Here is a 23634-nt window from a genome sequence, read left to right on the forward strand (position 1 = left end):
CTATATCATAAAATAAAAAGACTATAATTAATCTTATAGCGTATCAAATAAAATGATATAATCTATAACTTGCGGCTATCGCTGTTGTATCAATCAATTTTTATATTAAAAAAATAGCATCTTAACTAGATGTAATATTTTTTACATAAGATTATTAATTTTTTTATTGAGATCAATCCCTCAAAGAAAGAGAGACAAGAGCATCTTTTTACCGAAGATGCTCAATATCAAAAAAGGTTCACAAAAAATATAAACCGTTATCAACGCTTCTCTCTGATTAATAAACACCCACTGCACTCTTTATGTCCGATAAAACCTCAAAAAATCACAAAACAAATCCCCCCATCATTGCGCATAAAAAAATTCATAAATATACTAAAACCATCATACTCTTTACCAATTCAAAATATTGGAACAGACTTTTAGCTCTCAAGATGTCTCAAAGAAGCTTTTTAATTCCTTTTTATAAAGAGTTTTTATCCACACAAGCCTCTACTTGTGGTATACAAGAAACTGATTTTAATTTTTTCACCATGGATAAATTTAAAATGAGAGGATTTTACAATTCTTAAGATTCTCACTTCAATATAAAATGATAAATTATCATTATAAAACAATATACTAAAAAAGTTATATCCGTTTTTATCCCTACAACAAAGCTTAACAATTACTTGTGTCTATTTTTTTTGAAAAATGTTAGAAAACTCAATACCCCCAAAGCCTTTTTAAATAAAAATAGACCTCTCATCTTCATTCAAATATTTTTTCTTTGTCACAGACTATCATCTTATCAGTCTTGCACCTCATTTTCAGAAATCATACAAGTGGATAAATATCCTAAAATCCGTAGAACAAAAAAAGCTTAAATCCTTTAAAAAATTTTATTTTCTCATATCAAATAAAAAAATAACCGGCATATAAAATGCAGTTAACGTGTTTTATTATAGTCAATACTGCTTTTGTCATTGTAGCGATTGATAATGCAATTAACTTGGACCAATACCCTTGATAGACTTTCTATCACTCCTGTAATGATTGCAACATTACCCTTATACTCCAATTGCTTACCTTTTGAGAGATAAATTTTGTTAATACCTTACAAATTGATCATCTCCTCGCACTTTTCAAAATTTCAAGAGAAGCTCTTTCTCCTTAAAATAAAACCCAAAAGCGCGATTAAAAAAATAGCTAAAAATAAGCATTAGCAACGGAAGGACGAGAAATCGCTTTCGAGAGAGCCATAGCAACAGTTTCACCAGATTTTTGAGCCTGCTCACGACTCTGACCACTTTTAGAAGCAAGCGCAATTACATCACGACGCAGCTGCGCAATAAACAACTCTTGCTGTTGAGGGGTCATTTTAGAAAGATGCTTGATAATATCTGGAAAAGATACGGATAATCTCTCTAATAACTCCTCCTCTGTTACATCAAGCTGCTGAGAAGAAAAAGAAGAGCGACCGAGAAAAAACTGATAAACAACACCACTTCGAGAAGCAAAAAAGACAGCGCCAAAAATAAAAAATACGAATAAAATAAAAATAATACGATGCGAAAAAGATCCCATTATCTCTTACCTAAAGACCACAGAATACAAACATAGATTCCTCTTATGATTCTCCTTATAACATGCAACAATGCCTCAATAAAGAAAAATCAAATTATTAAAAATGAATACGCTAACACTATCCGCCCAATAAGACTCGCCCTTCTATGTATTTAGGTACTATAGGCGAAACAATAACAGATCTTACACTCCCCCCTAATAACACCTTACATTTCCTAAAATAATTACAAAAAGCCTGACTGAGGAAATCCTCAGTCAGGCCAGACAATCTAGGGGATCCACGCGGGGGGGGGGGGAGGAGGTTCCCCGATTGTCCTCTTACATCAACCACTAAGATAGCCGATGCAATATTCTTGCTATGGAATAAAATTCTTTAAACAACAAGAAATTCTTATCATCTTCTACGCAAAAAAACATAAAAGAATTATAAATTATTTAAAAATGTTTAAATTTAGGCAAAAAAAGTTCAAAATGACCCAATTTGAAGCAATTTTATTTCAAGAAGCATCAATTAGAATCTACGATCATTATAACTTTTAAATAGTTTCTTTCATAACTCTGATGATCATATTAAAAAACAGTAATTTCTACGTATCCACCCTATAAAAATCAAACTACGTAAAAGTAGAATCACTTTTCCAACAGCAATCACCACAAAAAGAAAAACGTAGATTTTTAAAATCTTACACAAATAACCGTAAAAAATGGAAAATATCTTCTTGCAAGAAAGCTATGAATTATTTAAATTAAAACAATAAATTAGAGAAAATAAAATCTTATCTACCTTTATAAAAAATTTCTGTAAATGATCATTAAAATATTGTTACATCCCTCATGTAACAATCAATGAGGAACTTAAACAGCTTAATCTTATGAAAAAATGAGAGCTCTGAAGGTATTTGTTTCGAATCACGCCCCATCGTCATTCCAAATAACGATAAACCATTTTACAATAACCAACAGTCTCTAACGCATTTTAACATAACAAACCGAAATCAATACAGACATTTTCTCTTAATCTCTATCATTTAAATGATCCCGTAAAATAATACACACAGTAGTTTCTATGCTCAAAAATTTTTATATTCTGTTCTTCTAACGTAAACAATTCATTGATTTACAATCATAACTCATCATTTTACAATTTACATGAGAGATCTCAAGAACGTAAGGTTCCCTTATTTTAAATCTTCGTCTATTGAATTAATGAATAGCCATACTACCGCACATCACAAACAAGAAGAAGCATATGGATAAAAAACATAAAACGATGATGCCGGCTTACAACTTTTACTTAAACTAAAGACGATGGTGCCCTATCAATTTTACGCTATACCAACGGACTGCGTCATAAGATGAGCGGCAAACATAAAAAGAAAGAAAATACTTTTGGCAAAAACAATGGACTTATTTAATAACCTTCATAACTTCTCATGATAAAGAGATACGAAACTTTAGTGTAATATCACACTTTTCTTTCCTACTTTCAGCCACAGACTATCCCTAGATCATCGCCGATCTTATTTTTATGAATATAATGCATTGTCTTACCCTTTTACTTTTTCGTCTTTTTAGAGCATCTTTTTGCACCCCTCACTAAAAGTTCCAACGTACTCCTTATCTAAAAACCTGTTTTAAAGAGATATTTTAAGATCTATTGGGCACCACCATCTTTGACATTTATGAAGGTATGAGCCTTCACTATGATTATATTGTGCGGCATTATATCATATTGCAGCCGCTCCCACATTTAGAAAATGTATGAAAGATGTATTTTCTTTTACAAACGGTATCATTAAGATAAATACCTTCTTTTGTAGCAGACAAACAGACTCTTTCGGATTCTGAAACAGGAAATTTGAAATGAAACAACATTCCTGTATTTAAACCTCTTATTGAGTCTAAAAAAATCAATGATCTTTTAAAATCAATATATTGGCTAATAACATAAATATGATATCAAGAACACCTTAAATAATGATCCTCATAGGCTTAACTCTATAGAAGGTGCTTCATTATACAGCCTACACGCCGCTATAAAACACCAATACTCCCATATAAAAACATAATACAAATGTAAAAAACAATAGCTTATCAATGATTGAATAAAGTTTTATCTCTACGCTATTCTTGAGAAAAATCAGAGTATAAAGTACGTTAACAAACGCGATTTATGCAAAATCTACTTGTTTATCTTTGATATCGTCAACCAATAAACGCGGATCACGAGCAAGCCAAAGCGTAGCACTCCCCTCCTCACTGTTTTCATTTTGTATAGGAGTAAGACAAACCGTTTGTTCTAGAACAAGTCCCGCATTTTTAAGCCATTGTTCTATTTGTAAAGCCGAAAATCCAAAACGCATATGCACTTGATCAGAATATGAAGACTCAATTTCATGATAACCAAAATCCACAATCAATAAACGGCCATGAGGACGCAAAACACTTGATATCTCATGAAGGAATATTTCAGGATTTTCAAGAAAATGTAAAACCCAATGAAGAATAACTAAATCAAAAGTTGTATCTCCAACAGACAAGTGAAAAACATTGCTATCAAGCACAACTTGAACCGCATGCGTATAAAGATTAGAAAACAATTTTAAGATAGAGTCTCCACCTCTTCCAATATTCAACATCGTCTGAAATGGTTTATCGCCAATGATTTCAAGTAACGAGTTTTCTACACCATGATCTGCCATATAGGATGACCGTAATACATCCCGTTGCAACGCATTTTGTAAGAAATGCTTCTTCCTCGTTTTTTGACGCTGCTTTTTAACATCCTTCAAACGTTCTAAATCATGCGCTAACAACACATCATCCTTTGGCAAAGCCGAAAGAATACCTATCACAATGTCTTTACCCCAAAAATCATGACAAAGCTTAAAATAAAGGCTATCCCCCTTCTGATAACGCTCAATCAATCGTGCTTCGTACAATAAACGTAAATATCGTGATATACACGCTTGCGACTGATCAAGAATAAAAATAAAATCAGGAATTGTTAAATCTTCATGATGTAAGAGCCTAAGAACACGTAAATGGCTTACTTCTGCGACCGCTTTCAGCAGCACAATCATTGCATCTAAACTTGCACTTTTTTTCATAATTATCCCCTAAACATTCCTATAAACATTTGTTTATAGGAAAAAAAGTCAAGCATACAACGCATATTCTCATCTATTTTGTTCTCTCTATTTTATCATACTATGAAAAAAATAGGCTAATGTAAAAAACGAACAGATCTTATCTCCCTGCTTCTCGTTATAATGAGAATACATTGATTTATAATAATAATTCATTTTTAACTTGAATAAAAAACCGGAATACCGTAGATTTTTCTCATTTCAAATCTATTCATGATAAATCAATCCAAATCATTCTCTTACAGCTCATAAACGGAGGGGACAGATGGATAAAAATACCTTTTATGCCCACCTAAAAACAAGAACTGCATACTATTGAGAAAAAATAACATGATAATGCCAGCTTGCATTTTTATTAAGTAAAGATGATAATGCTCAATGACCAAGGCATTTGTAGAAGTAATACTATACGCTCCATCCCCTCCTTTTCATTGCAGTTTTACAAAAAATAACCGGTTATATATCATGAGTAAAATAACCCTATTTAGGTCATAATTTCATAAAGTGTCTCTTACTCTTTTCAATGAATAAAAACTCCCACAGAGTACACACACACTTTATTTATGAAATAACAAACGCAATAAAATACACTATTATTCTAACAAAGTTGCGATAAGATAAAAAATTCTAGCGTGTAAGAGGTTTATAATTTGCATGCTTAGGATTAAGAGATTCCGCCCCAAGACGACGAACTTTATCAGCCTCATATTCAGCAAAATTACCTTCAAACCATTCTACATGACCATCACCTTCAAAGGCTAAAATATGTGTTGCCAATCGATCAAGAAACATACGATCATGCGATATGATAACTGCACAACCAGCGAAATTTTCCAATGCATCTTCCAATGCACCCAATGTTTCAGTATCAAGATCATTTGTCGGTTCATCAAGAAGAAGCACATTCCCCCCCTCTTTTAGAAGTTTCGCCAAATGTACGCGATTGCGCTGCCCTCCTGATAAATTTGCCACCTTCTGCTGCTGATCTGCCCCCTTGAAATTAAAAGCCCCGCAATAAGCGCGGCTATTCATCTCATATTTGCCTAATTTAATAATGTCATTTCCACCAGAAATTTCCTCCCAAACAGTTTTATCCCCCACCAAGGAATCGCGACTCTGATCCACATAACTCATGTGAACTGTTTCACCGATACGTATCTGACCTGAATCGGGCTTTTCCTGTCCCGTCAACATTTTAAACAAGGTCGACTTTCCCATACCATTGGCCCCAATAACGCCGACAATGCCACCAGCAGGAAGTTTAAAAGAAAGAGAATCAATCAATACACGTTCACCATAAGCTTTAGAGAGATTATCAACCTCAATAACAACTTGTCCTAACCTTTCTCCAATAGGAATAATGATTTGCGCCTCTCCAGGACGGCGCTCACGTGCTGCTTGAACCAACTCATCATAAGCCTTAATCCGAGCTTTTGACTTTGCTTGTCGCCCTTTTGGACTAGAAGCGATCCATTCTTGCTCACGTGATAAAGCACGTTGACGCGCTGCCTCTTCACGGCCTTCCTGAGCCAAACGCTTGGCTTTAGCCCCCAAATAAGCAGAATAGTTCCCCTCATAAGGAATACCTCTACCGCGATCTAATTCTAAAATCCAACCCGTTACATTGTCGAGAAAATAACGATCATGGGTTATCAAAAGCACAGCCCCAGGATATTCACGTAGATGCCTCTCAAGCCAAGCCGTCGTTTCAGCATCTAAATGGTTTGTCGGTTCATCCAAAAGTAATAAATCAGGTTTTGACAAAAGCAATTTACAAAGTGCAACACGCCGCTTCTCACCACCCGAAAGTTTTGTTACATCCCCATCGGCTGGCGGACAGCCAAGAGCAGCCATAGCCATTTCCACTTGACTTTCTAAATCCCAAAGATTCTGACTGTCAATAATGTCCTGAAGCTGTGCGCTTTCATCAGCCGTTTCCTCGCTATAATTCATCATCAATTCGTTATAACGCTCAAGAATTTCCTGTTTATCTGCAACACCTTCCATCACATTACCACGCACATCTTTGCTCGCATCAAGCAAAGGTTCTTGTGGTAGATAACCACAGCGTGCTCCTTCAGAAATCCATGCTTCTCCCGTATATTCCTTATCTAGCCCAGCCATAATACGTAAAATAGTTGACTTCCCTGCACCATTCGGCCCTAAAATACCGATCTTCGCATCTGGATAAAAAGACAAATGAATATTTTCTAGAACTTTTTTATTGCCGTAAGACTTGTTAAGCCCAGCCATATGATAGATAAATTGACGTGCCATAAATTTCTCTTTATATTATGCGATATTAAAGATTAGGATTTTGAAAAAACTGCTTTTGCTTTTTGAAACTGTACAGTAAATAGCACTTACGTCGTATCAAAAGCTTTCGCTTTATATTGGTACATTTTTTCTAATCTCACAAGCCCCAGTATGGTCCTGAATGCAAAAAAACATCCCCCTAAAGAGCAAAAAGCAAATCTTTTTAGCTGTACCTGAAACCTGTTATCAAACATTGCCTCTCTTTTCCATACCAGATATAACATTGTATTTTTATCGTATTAAACCGACTTATCAATGTAATATGGTACCACAAAGAAAAGCAATTCTCTATGCGCCTTCTTTTCTCGCTTTATGGGCTTTATATTACGCAGTAAAAAATCCTTCTCTTTTTTCATCGATTTTTTGCTACGGAAAGCAATGGTCTTCACCCCTTGCCTTGATATGGCTTAAATTACGTTTACAAAACGACCGCCGCCTTATGGGATCTGACGTCCCAAGCCCAATGATCATGAAAGCTTTGCATCAACACGTAGCAACAAATGAATACAGTGCCCTTCCCATTGGTACGTGGTTACAATTCGTAAAAAACTATAAAGCCAATTGTAAAAACTTATCCATCCCCCTCTTTTGGCTTGATAATTATAAAAATAATATCAATATCCAGCACATCATTTCAAAACTTCAAGACGACATATAGCTTTTTAAAAATACGATAAAAGCTCATCTCGTATAGGAATATATTTATGGAAAAAAAAGCCTTAATCGTCATTGATGTTCAAAATGACTTCTTACTAGGTGGAGCACTTGCCGTACCTCAAGGTGATGCTATTTTACCCGCCGTCAATAATCTCATAAATCATTTTGACCACGTTATCTTAACCCAAGACTGGCATCCCAAAAACCATTGCAGCTTTGCTTCCTGCTATCCTGAAAAAAAGCCCTATGATACAGTCATTCTTGACTATGGTCCTCAAATACTTTGGCCTGATCATTGCATACGAGGAACACAAGGAGCAGAATTCCATCCATCTCTTAGAGTAGAAAAGGCACAACTTATCCTTAGAAAAGGCTATAATCAAAAAATGGATAGCTATTCTGCTTTTCTTGAAAATGATCAAAAAACACCAACAGGTTTACAAGTTTATCTCAAAGAACATGGTTTTACTAAGCTCATTATGTGTGGCTTAGCAACTGATTTTTGTGTCGGATTTTCTGCTCTTCACGCTATGCAATGCGGTTTTAAAGTCAGTGTTTCATTAAATGCCTGTGCTGGTATTGATGTAAACGGATCACTAAACACTATGCTTAAAACAATGAACGAAGCCGGTATAGAACTTTTAATGGTCTCTTAAAAGATCCTTCTCTAATCTACCATTATAATACACTGATTTATAAAGGATAAATCATTTTTCACATATTTAAGTAAGAGTCCAGAATATCGTAAATTCTCTCATTTCAAACCTGTTTCAAAACCATTCTCTTACACGTTACAAAGAGAATCCAATGTATGAATAGAAATCATTCAAAAAAACATGCAAAAAGGCCTCTTATGAACCATTAATGCAAAAGTTTGTCATAGTATTGAACGCTGGTAAAAAGTATAACATCAGCTTTCTGTCTTATATTTAGGTCAAAAAGTATCCTAGAGATTGTACATTATTGGCTTCATGGGTAGTATCATGCAATGAACTCAACTTTAAAAAAACGCAAATAAGCAATAAAATAGTATTTTATTTTGCATAAAAGACCTCTTTCTATTCAAAGATATGCGATAAACAAAAGTGTGAAAAAGGAAGAAATCTCCATTACTTAGATGCAACATGTTTATCTAATTGACGATGCTTAAAACGAATTGAAGAATATAATGCCATTCCAATAATACAGACTCCCACAAGTCCTGTTAAAACTTCAGGAACCGATATAATCGTTTGCAGATACATAATCACTGCAAGAACTAGAATTGCATAAAAAGCACCATGCTCTAAATAACGATAATGCAATAATGTTCCTGATTCAACCAACATAATTGTCATAGAACGAACGTAAAATGCTCCGATACCAAGACCTATCGCAATAATAAAAAGGTTGTGTGAAAAGGCAAAAGCACCAACCACGCCATCGAAAGAAAAACTAGCATCAAGAACTTCTAAATAAAGAAACGCCCCTACTCCCCCGTGAGCTACTGTTGTTAAAGTCTTTTGAGGAGTATCCAAGAGATGACCGACAACTTCAACACCGATAAAGGTCAAAAGTCCATAAAGTGCTGCCAATAAAAAAGTTATTTTATTTTCTGCGTCAATCTGAGCTGAAACAAATAAGATCAAAATCAAAACAATTGCAATATCAATTCCAACAAGCGCCCCAAACTTTTGAGCAGATCTCTCTATAACATTAAGCCAATGCACCTCTTTTTCAGAATCAAAAAAATATTTTAAGCCAACCATCATAAGGAAAGTTCCTCCAAAAGCAGCAATCCCCATATGCGCATCGGTTAAAACTTCAGCATATCGATGTGGTTCCCATATCGCTAATTTGACTGCCGCAATTGGATTAATCCCAACAGCAACGACAACCACCAATAATGGAAAAACAATTCTCATCCCAAATACAGCTATCAAAATACCCCATATAAGAAAACGACGACGCCACAATGGACTCATTCTACTAAGAACACGCGCATTGATAATAGAATTATCAAAAGATAAAGAAATTTCCAAAATTCCTAAAACAAAGCAAATAAAAAAATATTTAAGAAAACCAGTAATACTTTCCGTTTCAAACCAACCAATAACCCCTCCTAAAAAGACACCAATAATCGTGAAAAAAAAAGCAAACCCAAAATAGCGTAATAGGGACATGATCATTCCTCAAAGTTTATTTTCTACTTCATCTAAGCACACCCAGTACCAATCCAAAGTTTGCATCTCTTTAAAGTTGCATCTATTAATGCAGAGGTGTATAGAATATATATGGTAAAGTTACATGAAAATTCTCTCAAAAAAAGCAAGAGACAAATGTAGCAACAAGGAATTTTGTTTTGAAGTGAATATCAATTGTCAATACAATAAGTGCAAGATTGCTTTCTATCTACACAAATAAAAAAATAACAAGAAATTAAAGCTATAATATTGACATTATATCATAGAATATTAATACATAGTGTGCTTTTATTATTTAATGATTTATACCATGATGATTTACCGAGGGAGATAATTCGTGGCACGTCCTGAAACTGAATCAAAAACCATATTTGGAAAACGTTTACGTTATGTACGTCTTGCTTTAGGCGATCCATCGCGTGAAACCTTAGCTAAAAGTTTTAGCATGACAAAAAATTCCATTGCTTTTTATGAGCGTGGAGAGAGAGAACCCAATCTTAGTGTCTTACAAACATACCGCACGTTATATGGTGTCAATATTAATTGGCTTTTAACTGGACAAGGAAAAATGTTTGACACCGAATATACAAAAGGTGATTTTGACTGGAATTATTTTATTAAAAAAATCGAGGGACTGGAAGAAACACTTGCCGATAGTGATCGTAACGAAAAACTAAATCAAGAAAAAATCGACAGTTCTTATGAAAAATTGCAGCAATATTTGTCAAGACAAGGTTTATCAAATGGTTTTAACTCTAAAACTACAACCTCTCTTATCGATATGAAAGCTAAAATGGCCAATTCTTATACCCTTAGCTTATTCATTGATTTACTCATTCGAAGCGTATCCCAAAAAGAGGTTATAGCTAATCAATAAACGTCTATTTCAAAAGAAAAAGCAAGAAATGATTAAACACCAGTATGGAAAGAAGTATTTTTTTACTTTATCCGTGCTGGTGAAGTTTTATATAATTTATAAACTTTATTTCTGTAACGACAGAAAAATATTTGCGTTGTAAATGAAAGTATAGTGTCTTTAAATTAAAAAAAATAATTTTATAGTATAAAATTCTCATTCATATCTTATTGACAATAAATTTTTTCTTGTTAAAAGAATAATAGCTCTCATAGAAATTATTTTTTAAGGTCAGAAAATTTAAGGGGAATATATTGACGACTTCCTAGAGAGACATACATTAATGTTTACAAGCGGATTAGTTAAATATTTATCCTGAAAATTATCAGCTATTTTATGAGGTGGGAAGCATGTATTTTGAGGTGTTTCAAGGAGTTCACAATCAATGGTACTGGCGTTTAATCTCAGGAGATGCACAAAAAATTGCTTTTTCTAGTAAAGGTTATCCAACAAAACAAGATATCCTAATCAATATTGAGCAAATAAAAGAAATTACACATAAGGCTCTTATTAGAGAACTACAGTCCTAACGTTCTTTACCATTAAAACAAGCGTTTATTTTGTATAATGGTATGGTAGTTACTTTTGTGATAAATGAAAAGTGATTGATTTGCCCTCAATGAGAGGAAGTTTTTGTATTATTTCTGACACTCACAAAGAACATTCATATTCTTACAGATTATATGTTTATTTTCAATCATACTCAAATCTCTATAGCCTTTATCAAAAAGAAAATCTCTTAAGTTTTGTATTTTTCATAAAAAATAAACGCACATGAAGAGAAGATAAATCATCAATGAGAAATATATTTACTCTAAAAGATATTAATATCTTTTACGTTCATATTCCTCTTCTGTATCTGATAATCATAACTGACTTACCCATTTCATCTTCATAAAAAGCAAATATCTCTTTCTTTCTATTATCATGCAATTTTTTATACCTATTAGCTGAAACTATCGTAGCATTTATACCTTACATCTAAAAAGAACGTGCAAAACTGTTTCCAGCAATAATATAAAATTGCTGGATTGTATAGACGCGCTTTTTAATAACTAGCCTACCTATAAACTGGTTTATCATCATAAACTCTTATTTTATGATCAACGACGCTCTGTCTTATAACCTTAAATGTTGTCATAAAATCAGAGTAAACTTGAATATTCTCTTCCAATACAATCTCTCCATCAGCACCATAATTGGCTTCATTAAAGTTTATCTCTCTCGTCATTCCAATCTTCCTAACACATTTCTAAACCCTTTAATGCAAAATATGAATACAATCACTCTTTATCATCTTCAGATTTAAGCATTTTTTTATATTTCTTTTCATTTTTTTCATATTGCTTAATTTGTTTTTTCAGTTTTTCAATTGCTTGGTCGCGTCTTTTAATCACCATACTTTGCTCTCTAATAGCCCTATCTCGTTCTTCAGTCATCTTCATAGAATCTCTTAAAAACTCATGCTTTATTCTTCTAGATTCCTCTTTTAAAATTTTCACTTGACTGCGATAATATAAAGAAAATCGAAATATAACCCCGCTGCACAACAAAACAACAATCATTGCTCCCAATAAAATTTCGTTTACACTCATTTGGATCTCCCTTAATTGTCGCTCAAGTGATGATCTTGACCAATTTGTTTCATCCTCAATCAAAAAAAGAATGCAATAAATTGCATGTTCCAAGTGTGAACAATCACTCTCGGCGTTCTTATTTTCTCCATTAAAGCATTGATAAATGACGCAAACAAATCTCTGAAAGCGGCTAAATCTACACTCACACCAATTATTTGCGACACATTTATTGACACAAAATACAAAAAATAAGGAACGTCAAATAAAACTAACGACGCAATCCAATCATACAAGCCTTGCCCAAATCGTTCCTATCTTCCTTTTTTACGCCATGTGGAATGCGGCTATATATGAAAGTTTTTCATTATTACAAAAATCTTCAGTGTCACAAAGCACAGCATTTCTGTAAAATTTTGCCTTCCCACAAATCTTTACATCACCACAAACTAAAGCATCATTATAAACTCGAGCCTTTCTAAAATCACGAGTATCACCACAAAATTCAATACATTGAGCATTCAAAACTTGATCAAAAAAGACCGCATTAGCATTAGCATAAACATATGCATCTCCACTCATATTCAAATAACGGTAAAGTTCTTATTTTTCATAAACATGCGAACTCTTACGAACAACTAAACAACCATATGTTAATGCATTGTTATCAATAACAATATCATTATAAACACAGACTTCATTATAAACCGCAGCATCATAAAAACACATTCATCCCCATAAGGGCATTGATCGAATGTACAATTCTACCAAACAACCACCTTTGTGGATCAGATTACCTTCCTGTTTAATAAAATATCCAAGATCACTTTTTTGATATTTCCCATTTTTTTACGCATATATACGATATACCATCTGATAGTGATCTAATTTATTACAATAAAGAAGAAATCAGTATTCTTTATCTATGCAATTTACATTTTTTCTACAGCCATTATCCTATCTCTTAAGGCTCTAAAGCTTCGTTATATTCACACACTACCTCAACGCAGAATTTTTTTTTACAAATTCTGATGTTGGGGTATATCTTGATTTATAATGCTGCTACGTATACTATCATAGTGAAATCTCATAAACATACGAGTGTGTATCGCCCTTTCTGGTATACACATTTACTTTTTCACAACCGTGGAACTAAGCAACCATTTTTATTGATTCGAATCTGAAAGTGTATGGGGACATTTTGTTATTAGTTAAAAACAACTCTATATGCTTCCTTAGCGAAGAGCTACACATGGATATTTTCACGCTCCTTGTATCATATATTCTGGATTCGCAACGCAATATTAACGCTATAGCGTAAATATGTAAAGGTCTAAAAATGACAAAGACTGAAAAAGATTGGTTCCAACGCTTAGTTGAATTGATAAAAAGTGACGGACGAACAATGATTGAAATAAGCAGAGCTGCAGGCTGTGGACAAAATTACGTCCAACAAATGATAAATGGAGGCAAGAGACCTTCTGTAGATAAACTCATGGCTATTTTGAATACACTGGGAAATGCTAGTGCCATATATGTAATAACTGGTTTCAACATCTCCGATGAAGACTTAAAACTCATAACTTTGATTTCGTCTGGAGATAAAAAGAAGATTGAAGCCTTAAATGTTCTGTTGAATGAGCAGAATCTGTAGCATTTTCTACTTTATCCAATATCGCTTGCTTTTGAGACGTCGATAAAGACTCCCATTTCACAATAATATCAGATAAAGTTGTTTCAAATTTTTTATCATTCTTCATAGTCATACTCCATGTAGTCACACTATATAACGCTAAAGCGTTTAAAATATATCTCATACCTTAGAAAAAAATATTTGCAATAGGCAGTATGGAAGCAATTGTGTACAAACTTATTTTACAAAATCAGATGAAGTTCTATTAGTCATGTACCATGGTGAAACAGAAAGCATCACACGATCCAGACCTTCTTATGAAAATTGGTATAATCTATCAAAAACGCGAATAATGTTACGCAGATCTTGCGATTCGGACCAATAAAAACTAATGTGAAAATATCCCTGAAGACACTCCTGAACTCTATATAAGAGAACACGAAAAAGCTTTTTTGAAAAAAATACATCACAATTTATTCTACATAGCACCATCTATGTTTTTTTAACAATATTGCAAAGCGAGAATATAACAATGTTATAGGAATAAATTCTTATAAACAGAGCCACACTACCTAAAACTCTGTAACACATTTACAGGTAACCTCCCCTCTAAACGCACCTTGTAAATACTAATATAAGTCTCTATCATAAGCAAAAATGATACTATCAAAAAAATAAAACGAATCACCACGCACAATCTTTGTACGTAAATTTTATACAGATTCACAACAAGAGAGAAATTCCCTTATGCAAATGAAGAATTATATTTTAAAAGTATGGCTTTGAAGAAGAAGTATACTTTTCCAAAAAAACACCCTCCCTGCCAATAATTTTTCATAAGAGAAAAAACTCATAATAAAGATAAAACTCTCTATACGATCAATACGAGAAAAATGTTAGCAATACAAAAAAGTGCTAGGGTTACCGCAATATTGCCAATTCCTTATGAGAGTAAAATCAAAAAAGACGTCTGTTCTTCAATAATAATTCGGATCACATGAAAACTCTATAATTTAAACTTTAAGCAAAAAATACACAAAAACAGAAAATGGCATTTTAATGAATTTTCTAATATCATAGAAAATATTTCTTACAGAATAATAAAATGCTTATTACAATAGAATCTGGATGATGCAAAGCGATAGAAATAATCACTCAATTGACTTTTCAAAGAACAATTAATAAAATTCTTTTCAAAGAACACGCCACCGTCACTATGAACAATATTTCTCAAAATATCAAATAGAATTCCTTTCTTGGAAAAAAAATATCAACAAATGTTATTATCATCGTTGCCCCATGATACATATGAATGCCCATAGATCACATTCTCTTATACACTAACCTTTCATCACGATGATGCTATTCGAACGTCTAAAAGACCTTAGCATCACTTAAGAAAAAAGCAAATTTACACTAAATGTTTTTTGAGCCATTTGTTCTGAACAGGTCCAATCTTTAAAATTGGTTTTATTGAGGTCTATTTATTTGCAGAACAAGTATAAATAAACTTATCCAATGAAGCTTTTAGCCTTCTATTTTATGAAGAACACCACACAGAAAAAGTACAAAACAGTATATGAATTAAGAAAGTAAATAGCGCCCCATATCAGTTAATCCAAATGCTAAAAGGTTGCAAATGAGAGAACTCCTTTGATGAGACTAAGAAAACATACCATCATATTAAAGCGACTGAGAGAAAAAACTGCAACAAACAACGACCAAAAGCTTCTAAAACAAACAGGAAAATAAATAAAAAACAAAAAAGGTAGAATCTCAAAACTTTTATATAAGCGATCCATTTTTCTATTGGACATTTCCCTATTGGTGGGCCCGGAGGGACTCGAACCCCCAACCAAGCGGTTATGAGCCGCTGGCTCTAACCAATTGAGCTACAGGCCCCACATAGGTTGTTTCTCTCTAAACTAAAATGCCCTATGATACAAGAGCTGACAAAGATTATAACCCATCTTTTTCTCTTTTCTATTGGTTTTTTTTTCAGTGCTCTAATTTCTTTACAAAAACTCTTAAAAATGAGAGAATAATTAACTGACAAATATAAAGGTATAGATATGATAGAAAAGAAAATTCAACCACTGAAGGGTTCTCTGGTTAAAACAGTTATATTAGCATTTACACTCTTAGCCACATCGTTGACTGTACGTGCTTATGCTGAAGAAAATAAAATGAAAAATGCAACGATTACAGTGACAGCAATCGGAGAAAGTCAAGCAGCACCGGATATGGCCATTATTAATCTAGCCGTTGTTACCTATGACAAAACTGCCCAAAAGGCATTAGCTTCCAATAATCAATCCATCAATGATATTATAAACGCTTTTAAAAACAATGGCATCCAAGAAAATGATTTGCAAACATCAGGCTTATCCATTTATCAGTCGACCTCTGATAAACACCACGAAAAAAAGAATAATGAAAAACTCTATCATGTTTCAAATTCTTTAACCGTGCGCATTCGTGATCTTACCAATGCTGGTAAAATCTTTGATCAAGCGATGACACTAGGTGTTAATTCAGTTAACGGCATTACTTTTACCAACGCAGATACAAAGCCATTTTATCAAGAAGCACGTAAAAAAGCCATTACTGAAGCCATTGAAAAAGCGCAAACGATAGCGCAAGCAGCCGGTTTAAAATTAGGAAAAATTATTGAAATCAATGAAAAGGATGATTACTATCACCCAACACCACGGCTCATGAGTAGAGCAGCAGATGTAAGCTACGCAAATACAAATTTTGCAGGTGGTGAATTAAATTATAACGTGAGCGTCACTATAGTCTTTGCGATCGATTAAGTCACAAACAAGTTGTATAAAAAATCATATTACTGGCCTTCACGTAGAAGACCAGTAATATGATAAAGATAATCTTCCTCAGATAATAATTCGTCTTCGTAAATCTCTATTTGTCCGCGTGCAGAAATATGCGCTGTATGTATCGTCTGACAATCCCCTGATACCAATGGATGCCACCAATGAAGATCTTTTCCCTCATAAATTAATCTATAAGCACAACTTTCTGGAAGCCAACGCGCTGTTTTAACTATCGTAATATCTAGCGATATACAATCTGGTACAATTGATTTACGATGAGCATAATCTCGACACCTGCAAGTTTGCCCATCTAAAAGACGACAAGCAATACTGGTTGCATAAAGGTCACCCGTATCATCGTCCTCAACTTTATGGAGACAACAACGGCCACAGCCATCACAAAGGCTCTCCCACTCAGAAATGGAAATCTCTTCTAATTTTTTTACTTTCCAAAAGGGAAGTTCTCCACTCATAAACTCAGACACACCTTTTTTAATTAAGACGATCTATAAAAAATGAAACGTTTAATTTCTATAATTTCATCTATTTCTGTCTCTTAAAAAGATTCAACTCAATGTATACTTTAAACCATGTTCTTAAAAGCTATCTGAATAAAAAGAGAATATTCAAAAATAGCGCATATAAATGAACATAACCTATTGAAACATCTCTTTGTAAACTTAACGAAGAATAAAATGCGTCACCTAAAATGATAGAAAAATTCCGCAAAGAATATACATTTTTCATCAAAAAGTCCGTATGTTGCAATATAAGTTTATTCCTAATAGATCTCATTTCTTAAAAACGAGCCGCGCTATACGCAAGGTAATGTTTTTATCGTTCATTTCTTGAAAGCCCCCTACTCTCTACTCCATAACCACCCTTTGCCCTATATCTATTCTTTTGAGACAGAGAAGTATAAAGCCCCAAAGCTAAGAAAAACATTAAACATCGTAAACTTTCTAGATTGTTCAAATTCTTCCTATGTTTTTCTCAAGAAAGTATCCAAGTACAACATGAAGCACCTCCCCCCTTCATTAAGAAGAAGGAGGAAGTTATTAAAATGCACACGAATTCCTTTATTTAAGAATCGAGAAAACTGCGCAATTTTCGTGAACGGCTAGGATGTTTCAATTTACGAAGTGCCTTTGCTTCAATCTGACGAATACGCTCTCTTGTAACTGAAAATTGTTGTCCTACTTCTTCCAACGTGTGATCTGTATTCATCCCTATTCCAAAACGCATCCGCAAAACACGTTCTTCTCGCGGTGTTAATGAAGCAAGAACGCGTGTTGTCGTATCTCGCAGATTAGCTTGGATAGCAGCATCAATTGGTAATAACGCATTCCTATCCTCAATAAAATCACCCAAATGGGAATCATCTTCATCACCAACAGGCGTTTCGAGAGAAATAGGTTCTTTTGCAATTTTAAGAACTTTTCGTACTTTTTCTAACGGCATAGAAAGCTTGCTAGATAATTCTTCTGGTGTTGGTTCTCGTCCAATTTCATGGAGAATCTGACGCGAGGTACGAACAATTTTATTAATTGTTTCAATCATATGAACAGGAATACGAATTGTACGTGCCTGATCAGCAATTGAACGTGTAATAGCTTGACGAATCCACCATGTTGCATAAGTTGAAAATTTGTAGCCGCGCCGATATTCAAACTTATCCACAGCCTTCATCAAACCGATATTGCCCTCTTGAATAAGATCAAGAAACTGCAAACCACGATTGGTGTATTTTTTTGCAATTGAAATGACAAGACGCAAATTAGATTCTACCATCTCTTTTTTTGCAATTGTTGATTCGCGTTCACCTTTCTGCACCTGCATAACAATCCGACGAAATTCACCAATCGAAATAGCCGTTTCTTGCGCAAGATTTTGTATCTCACTTCGCAGTTTTTGGATTTCTTTTGCTTCACGCACCGAAAACTCTTTCCAACCAGGTGTAGGCAAAGCAGCAATATAATTCATCCAATCTGCGTCCAATTCACGCCCTTGGTATTCTTTTAAAAAGTCCTCATGGCCAATGCCATAGCTATTGGCAATCCGTTTCAGCTTACCTTCATTATGAATCAATCTCTTATTGATGTCATAAAGCTGTTCAACCAAAGCTTCGATACGATTTTGGTTTAAAGAAAGAGATTTTACTGCTTGAATCAACTCACCCTTTAATTGAATATATTTCTTCTTCTGAGAAGATGTAAGGGCCCCCTCTTTACGCTCTGCCAAACTGCTTTCAACATGCTGATCTTGTAATTTTCGTAATTTTACATAGGTTTGAGCAATAAAATCCAATGTTTCCATAACTTGAGGACAAAGTTCATTTTCCATTGCAGCAAGCGATAAGTTAACATCGTCCTCGTCCTCTTCATCATCGTCTTCAATGTTTCTCTCTCCTGCGCTCTCCCCCATATTACGTATACCAGAAGACATTTTTTCTTCTACGGTCTTATCAACTTCACTTCGCTCAATAACAGGAGCCTGCTTTGCTTCTGGACCAGCATAAGTCGTTTCAAGATCAATAATTTCACGAAGAAGAATACGCTGCTCTTTTAACTCGTCACGCCAGATAATAAGAGCCTGAAAAGTCAAAGGACTCTCACAAAGTCCCGCAATCATTGTCTCACGCCCTGCTTCAATACGCTTAGCAATGGCAATTTCGCCTTCCCGCGAAAGAAGCTCAACAGCTCCCATCTCACGCAAATACATACGCACCGGATCATCCGTACGATCTGTTACTTCGCGTTTATTCGTTGTCGTTGCAATTGCGTGGCTAGAGGCTTCTACTAAATCACCCCCCTCTACCGTAACTTCTTCTTCATAATTTTCAGACTCAACTTCATCCTCATCATCCACAACATTAACCCCCATCTCAGAGAACATCGCCAAGATATCTTCAATTTGTTCGGATGTAACCTCGTCAGAAGGAAGAACTGCATTGAGTTCATCCATTGTTACGTAACCATTTTTTTTGGCAAGTTTAATCATTTTCTTGATGGCATCATCAGAAAAATCAAGAAGAGGACTATCCAAACTCGCTTGGTTTGTTACTTCTGCATTATCTTTCTGTTTAACCTTTGTTGCCATACCATAACTCCACTCGATCACTTCACAGTTTCCATGTGACCAGTTTTTTTGTTCTCACTAAAATCTACCAATAGTTACTCATATATACTTCCTGTTAAGAGATTACCATTGGAAAGAATACATTTTGTATACGCCCTGACATCCAGACAAACTTGACATCCAGACAAAAACGCGGGAAAACTCCAGAAGTTTCCCCGACACCTCTCAGCCCTTCTGAGATAATCTCTGCACCCTATCGTAAGAACCAATTTCCCGCTTTTCCTAAAATTTACCCGCTTTTCCTAAAATTTAATTGTCATCTTTATAAAAATGTCACTCCACATAAACTTCCTCATCTAAAATTTAAGTGACTGATTCGCATTAAAAAAGCGAATCATTTTATCGTATCTTGTGTATTCCCGTCTATTTTTTCATCCAACCAACTTCCAAATCCTTCAATTAACGCTTCTGTTGCCTGCATCTGCTCCAGCTCATTTTTTACCTCACGAAGCAGATCAAAAACCTCACTCTTAGGATTTTCTACAAGTTGCTCTTCAATATCCTGTAACCTCTTATGTAGGTGGTGTTCTTGAAGATGCAAGTAGACAGCTTGTTTTAATATAGCACGCGCATCTTCTATAGGGGCTCCACTAGGAATAATACGCATACCAATATTTTGCACAAGATGTTTCATACGCTCTAACAGAGCCTTTTGCCCTCTTTTTTCTAAGAACGCAACCATCGTCTCTTTATCATGAAGCTGTTGGTCCCCAAGAATTTCCAACATAGCTTGATGAAAAATTATCAATTGAGTATTTTTTAATTCTAATTCAGAAAGAATTTCAAAATTTTCATACCACAACTCAGGATAGTAAGCTAAAGTGAGTAAAATCACTGCTTCACGCAAAGGGATAGATTGCGAAGAATTTCGTACTATTTCAGAATTTGCTAACAGAGAAAAGGTTTGATCTTTAAAGGTCCTATTTGGTGAAGATTGACCATATCGCCCTTCCCCCTTTTGTTTTGAAAAAGAGGAACGAAAAAAATCAAAAAGGCGTTTTTTTACATCTTGCAAATAATAACGACGGACATCTTCATCCTTAATCGTAAAAATTTGTTGTTTTAGTTGTTTTTCTAGCGCTGCTCGTGCCTCTGGAATTTCAAAATGCTTTCCATAGGTAGCACGCCACCATAAAAGCTCACTCAAAGGAATAGCTTTTTGCAAAAAAGAAGAAAAAAGCTGTGCTCCACCAGCACAAACAATTTCATCAGGATCTTTCCCTTGTGGCAATAAAACAAAGCGTACACAAACCCCAGCCTTTAAAAGAGGCAACACACGATCAGCAACACGAAAGGCAGCTTTTAAACCAGCATCATCACCATCAAAACACAAAATAGGTTCCTTCCCCATCTGCCATAAAAGCTCAATTTGCGCTTCCGTTAATGCTGTCCCTAAGGGTGCTACAACTCCTTCAAAACCAGCTTTAGTCAATGCAATGACATCCATATACCCCTCAACAACAAGGAGTGAATGAATTTTTTCATCGCCAACAAAGCGACTATTTTTGCGAGCTGCTGCCGCGTTATAAAGTATATTTCCTTTATGAAACAGCACTGTTTCAGGGCTATTGAGATATTTTGCTCGTGTCTCTTTCTCTAATGCACGCCCTCCGAAAGCCACCACACGTCCGCGCAAATCTTCGATAGGAAACATAATGCGATTTCTAAATCGGTCATAAGAATCCGCGCTCTCCTCATGCACTGAGAGAAGCCCACATTCTTCCATTTGCTTTATTGAAATGCCCCGTGCACTCAAAGCTTCTTTCAAAGCTGTACGCCTTACCGGTGCAAAACCAATGCGGAAACGCTCTACAAGCTCTGGTGTAACACCACGTGCATCCAGATAACGACGTGCTTGCATACCTCCTTTATCGCGTAAATTATATTGAAAAAAATCTGTGGCAATTTTCATCACATCATAAAGGTCAGCTTTTTCCAGTTGACGTTTATGACTTTGTGAATCCAAAATAGGGAGTTTCATTCCCGCAAAATCAGCCAAACGCTCTACACTTTCTGAAAAGTGCAGTCCATCAAGCTCACACAAAAAGGTAAAAATATCTCCACTTACACCACAACCAAAACAATAATAGCGCCCTTTATGATCATCACAATGAAAACTTGGCGTTTTTTCACCATGAAATGGACAACAACACCAAAAGTCTCCCCGTGAAGGCTTACTTTTTCGAGGATCAAAATCCACCCGTTGACCAATCACTGTTGAAATTGGGAGTCTCGTACGCAGTTCATTAAGGAAATCGGGCGGAAAACGCATTATCTCTCACAGAGTTTGAAAATTCTTTTTTGCATATTTAACGACTTTAGAGCATAATTCCAATACTTCCTCTTAAGCAGTTGTAAAATTTTAACCCCTCAACTGCATATATTTTTAGAAATGGAGAATAAAAAGTGATCGAATTTATTGCTCAATATCCGTGGTTAGAGGCTATTTCTTGGCTTGTTATTCTTACTATAGCTGCCCTTTTAGTGAACTTTCTAGGACGAAAATTACTTATTCACGGAGCAAAAAAACTCTCTTCTTTTCTCCCAAAAAATACAACGATCGATATTAATAATGCTATTCAATACATAGCGGATATCATTTCAGCTTTTATTCTTTCAATTGGTGTTAATTTTATCTCAACATTGCCCGATGCATTTAGCACTGTCATTGGTAATGTTGCCAACGCCTTCATTATCTTCTTTGTCGTCCTGACAATTTCTTCCTGTCTCAATGTCATTAACATCCTTTACGAACAACGACCAACAGCACGACTAAAACCAATAAAAGGTTATATTCAAATTGCTAAAATTGCACTTTTTGCTGTGGCAACAATTTTAATGGTCGCTACATTGATTGACCGCTCCCCTCTTATTCTCTTCTCCGGTCTTGGTGCAATGGCCGCGGTTCTCATGTTAATTTTTCAAGATACGCTTCTTTCTCTCGTTGCCGGTATTCAAATTTCATCCACTGATATGGTTCGTGTTGGGGATTGGATTGAAATCCCCAATCTCGGTGCCGATGGTGATGTTATTGAAATTGCCTTGCATACTGTTAAAGTTCAAAATTTCGACAACACCATCACCTCAGTTCCTATCCGCAAACTTGTGACCGACCCTTTTAAAAATTGGCGTGGAATGCAAGAATCGGGTGGCAGACGCATCAAACGCTCTCTTTTTATTGATCAATCAAGTATCCATTTTCTCACAAAAGAAGAACAAAAATATCTTTCCCGATTTAATTTATTAGAAAATTATTTCACACAAAAAGTAGCAGAAATTGATCAATGGAATGCTCAATTAGATAAAAATCATGATGTCTTAGCCAATACGCGCCGTTTAACCAACATTGGAACTTTTCGTGCTTATGTTTTTGCTTATCTACAACAGCATCTAAACATCAACCCTAATATGACCTATATGGCACGACAATTACCTCCTACAGAAAATGGTTTACCCTTAGAAATCTATTGCTTTACGAACACCACCGTTTGGATCGACTATGAACAAATTCAAGGCGATATCTTTGATCACCTTTATTCCATTCTGCCCTGTTTCGGTCTAAAGGTTTTTCAAAATCCAAGCGGTTATGATTTTAATCAAGTATTAAAAGCAAAAGTGAAATAAAAACAATAAACTTCAATTTATTAATTTGAGGCAACCACATTCAC

19 protein-coding genes and 1 tRNA gene are annotated in these 23634 nt (G+C 34.8%); 7 read left to right on the forward strand and 13 right to left on the reverse strand.

Annotation, left to right across the window (positions count from 1 at the left end; all coding sequences use genetic code 11):
* Positions 1-1188 precede the first annotated feature (1188 nt).
* The 3 genes from ACFIMC_RS09745 to ettA form a co-directional block, all read right to left on the reverse strand.
* Positions 1189-1566, reverse strand: a complete 378-nt coding sequence (locus ACFIMC_RS09745) for a hypothetical protein (protein WP_375671885.1) — start codon at positions 1564-1566, stop codon at positions 1189-1191.
* 2171 nt (positions 1567-3737) lie between these two features.
* Positions 3738-4676 carry an ArsR/SmtB family transcription factor gene (locus tag ACFIMC_RS09750; RefSeq protein WP_375636810.1) on the reverse strand — a complete coding sequence of 313 codons (939 nt, stop codon included), beginning with the start codon at positions 4674-4676 and terminating at the stop codon, positions 3738-3740.
* 666 nt (positions 4677-5342) lie between these two features.
* Positions 5343-6992: an energy-dependent translational throttle protein EttA gene (gene ettA / locus ACFIMC_RS09755; protein WP_375613359.1), complete on the reverse strand. Its 1650-nt coding sequence runs from the start codon at positions 6990-6992 to the stop codon at positions 5343-5345.
* 160 nt (positions 6993-7152) lie between these two features.
* Here ettA and ACFIMC_RS09760 point away from each other — a divergent pair, with 160 nt between their 5' ends.
* Positions 7153-7689: a hypothetical protein gene (locus ACFIMC_RS09760; RefSeq protein WP_375636811.1), complete on the forward strand. Its 537-nt coding sequence runs from the start codon at positions 7153-7155 to the stop codon at positions 7687-7689.
* Positions 7690-7735: 46 nt separating this feature from the next.
* Positions 7736-8344 carry a bifunctional nicotinamidase/pyrazinamidase gene (pncA, locus tag ACFIMC_RS09765; protein ID WP_273790795.1) on the forward strand — a complete coding sequence of 203 codons (609 nt, stop codon included), beginning with the start codon at positions 7736-7738 and terminating at the stop codon, positions 8342-8344.
* A gap of 453 nt (positions 8345-8797) precedes the next feature.
* On the opposite strand, the gene ACFIMC_RS09770 is transcribed toward pncA, so the two are convergent.
* Positions 8798-9850, reverse strand: coding sequence for a DUF475 domain-containing protein (locus ACFIMC_RS09770; RefSeq protein WP_375671884.1), 1053 nt, complete (start codon positions 9848-9850; stop codon positions 8798-8800).
* Positions 9851-10208: 358 nt separating this feature from the next.
* On the opposite strand from ACFIMC_RS09770, the gene ACFIMC_RS09775 reads away from it, so the two are divergent.
* Positions 10209-10748, forward strand: coding sequence for a helix-turn-helix domain-containing protein (locus tag ACFIMC_RS09775; RefSeq protein ID WP_375628802.1), 540 nt, complete (start codon positions 10209-10211; stop codon positions 10746-10748).
* Between the two features lie 389 nt (positions 10749-11137).
* Positions 11138-11317 (forward strand): DUF1508 domain-containing protein, encoded by a 180-nt coding sequence (locus ACFIMC_RS09780; RefSeq protein ID WP_142416545.1) that lies wholly within the window; start codon positions 11138-11140, stop codon positions 11315-11317.
* Positions 11318-11847: 530 nt separating this feature from the next.
* Here ACFIMC_RS09780 and ACFIMC_RS09785 read toward each other — a convergent pair.
* The 4 genes from ACFIMC_RS09785 to ACFIMC_RS09800 form a co-directional block, all read right to left on the reverse strand.
* A complete protein-coding gene (locus ACFIMC_RS09785) occupies positions 11848-12018 on the reverse strand; it encodes a hypothetical protein (RefSeq protein WP_375613355.1) in 171 nt (56 codons plus the stop codon).
* A 52-nt stretch (positions 12019-12070) separates the two neighbouring features.
* Complete coding sequence (locus tag ACFIMC_RS09790; protein WP_375613354.1) at positions 12071-12382, reverse strand: hypothetical protein; 312 nt, start codon at positions 12380-12382, stop codon at positions 12071-12073.
* 306 nt (positions 12383-12688) lie between these two features.
* Positions 12689-12949, reverse strand: coding sequence for a hypothetical protein (locus ACFIMC_RS09795; RefSeq protein WP_375675635.1), 261 nt, complete (start codon positions 12947-12949; stop codon positions 12689-12691).
* A gap of 15 nt (positions 12950-12964) precedes the next feature.
* On the reverse strand, positions 12965-13090 hold the full coding sequence (locus ACFIMC_RS09800; protein WP_375613352.1) for a hypothetical protein: 126 nt from the start codon (positions 13088-13090) through the stop codon (positions 12965-12967).
* A gap of 610 nt (positions 13091-13700) precedes the next feature.
* Between ACFIMC_RS09800 and ACFIMC_RS09805 the strand changes: the two genes are divergently transcribed.
* Positions 13701-14015, forward strand: coding sequence for a helix-turn-helix domain-containing protein (locus ACFIMC_RS09805; protein WP_007347852.1), 315 nt, complete (start codon positions 13701-13703; stop codon positions 14013-14015).
* Here ACFIMC_RS09805 and ACFIMC_RS09810 read toward each other — a convergent pair.
* Positions 13939-14121, reverse strand: coding sequence for a hypothetical protein (locus ACFIMC_RS09810; protein WP_375611974.1), 183 nt, complete (start codon positions 14119-14121; stop codon positions 13939-13941). The genes ACFIMC_RS09805 and ACFIMC_RS09810 overlap by 77 nt on opposite strands.
* A 1698-nt stretch (positions 14122-15819) precedes the next feature.
* Positions 15820-15896: transfer RNA gene (locus ACFIMC_RS09815), tRNA-Ile, on the reverse strand.
* Between the two features lie 170 nt (positions 15897-16066).
* Between ACFIMC_RS09815 and ACFIMC_RS09820 the strand changes: the two genes are divergently transcribed.
* The gene (locus ACFIMC_RS09820; RefSeq protein ID WP_375634633.1) at positions 16067-16810 is read left to right on the forward strand and encodes an SIMPL domain-containing protein; all 744 of its coding nucleotides are present in this window, start codon (positions 16067-16069) and stop codon (positions 16808-16810) included.
* 29 nt (positions 16811-16839) lie between these two features.
* Here ACFIMC_RS09820 and ACFIMC_RS09825 read toward each other — a convergent pair whose 3' ends face one another.
* The 3 genes from ACFIMC_RS09825 to dnaG all read right to left on the reverse strand — a co-directional run bounded on the left by ACFIMC_RS09825 (position 16840) and on the right by dnaG (position 22238).
* The gene (locus tag ACFIMC_RS09825) at positions 16840-17301 is read right to left on the reverse strand and encodes a YcgN family cysteine cluster protein (RefSeq protein ID WP_375634634.1); all 462 of its coding nucleotides are present in this window, start codon (positions 17299-17301) and stop codon (positions 16840-16842) included.
* Between the two features lie 610 nt (positions 17302-17911).
* Positions 17912-19927, reverse strand: a complete 2016-nt coding sequence (gene rpoD, locus ACFIMC_RS09830; protein WP_375611971.1) for an RNA polymerase sigma factor RpoD — start codon at positions 19925-19927, stop codon at positions 17912-17914.
* A 373-nt stretch (positions 19928-20300) separates the two neighbouring features.
* Entirely contained in the window at positions 20301-22238 is a 1938-nt protein-coding gene (gene dnaG / locus ACFIMC_RS09835) for a DNA primase (protein ID WP_375680999.1), read from the reverse strand.
* A gap of 134 nt (positions 22239-22372) precedes the next feature.
* Here dnaG and ACFIMC_RS09840 point away from each other — a divergent pair, with 134 nt between their 5' ends.
* On the forward strand, positions 22373-23590 hold the full coding sequence (locus ACFIMC_RS09840; RefSeq protein WP_375681000.1) for a mechanosensitive ion channel family protein: 1218 nt from the start codon (positions 22373-22375) through the stop codon (positions 23588-23590).
* Positions 23591-23634 lie beyond the last annotated feature (44 nt).

The organism is Bartonella sp. AP21QHHD, from assembly GCF_042196205.1.
GTDB lineage: Bacteria > Pseudomonadota > Alphaproteobacteria > Rhizobiales > Rhizobiaceae > Bartonella.

Coding starts and splice junctions, on each gene's coding strand:
- ACFIMC_RS09805 (WP_007347852.1), top strand. CDS start 13,701: ATGACAAAGACTGAAAAAGATTGGTTCCAACGCTTAGTTGAATTGATA.
- ACFIMC_RS09810 (WP_375611974.1), bottom strand. CDS start 14,121: ATGAAGAATGATAAAAAATTTGAAACAACTTTATCTGATATTATTGTG.
- ACFIMC_RS09770 (WP_375671884.1), bottom strand. CDS start 9,850: ATGTCCCTATTACGCTATTTTGGGTTTGCTTTTTTTTTCACGATTATT.
- ACFIMC_RS09800 (WP_375613352.1), bottom strand. CDS start 13,090: ATGTGTTTTTATGATGCTGCGGTTTATAATGAAGTCTGTGTTTATAAT.
- ACFIMC_RS09780 (WP_142416545.1), top strand. CDS start 11,138: ATGTATTTTGAGGTGTTTCAAGGAGTTCACAATCAATGGTACTGGCGT.
- ACFIMC_RS09750 (WP_375636810.1), bottom strand. CDS start 4,676: ATGAAAAAAAGTGCAAGTTTAGATGCAATGATTGTGCTGCTGAAAGCG.
- pncA (WP_273790795.1), top strand. CDS start 7,736: ATGGAAAAAAAAGCCTTAATCGTCATTGATGTTCAAAATGACTTCTTA.
- dnaG (WP_375680999.1), bottom strand. CDS start 22,238: ATGCGTTTTCCGCCCGATTTCCTTAATGAACTGCGTACGAGACTCCCA.
- ettA (WP_375613359.1), bottom strand. CDS start 6,992: ATGGCACGTCAATTTATCTATCATATGGCTGGGCTTAACAAGTCTTAC.
- ACFIMC_RS09790 (WP_375613354.1), bottom strand. CDS start 12,382: ATGAGTGTAAACGAAATTTTATTGGGAGCAATGATTGTTGTTTTGTTG.
- rpoD (WP_375611971.1), bottom strand. CDS start 19,927: ATGGCAACAAAGGTTAAACAGAAAGATAATGCAGAAGTAACAAACCAA.
- ACFIMC_RS09820 (WP_375634633.1), top strand. CDS start 16,067: ATGATAGAAAAGAAAATTCAACCACTGAAGGGTTCTCTGGTTAAAACA.
- ACFIMC_RS09785 (WP_375613355.1), bottom strand. CDS start 12,018: ATGACGAGAGAGATAAACTTTAATGAAGCCAATTATGGTGCTGATGGA.
- ACFIMC_RS09745 (WP_375671885.1), bottom strand. CDS start 1,566: ATGGGATCTTTTTCGCATCGTATTATTTTTATTTTATTCGTATTTTTT.
- ACFIMC_RS09760 (WP_375636811.1), top strand. CDS start 7,153: ATGCAAAAAAACATCCCCCTAAAGAGCAAAAAGCAAATCTTTTTAGCT.
- ACFIMC_RS09825 (WP_375634634.1), bottom strand. CDS start 17,301: ATGAGTGGAGAACTTCCCTTTTGGAAAGTAAAAAAATTAGAAGAGATT.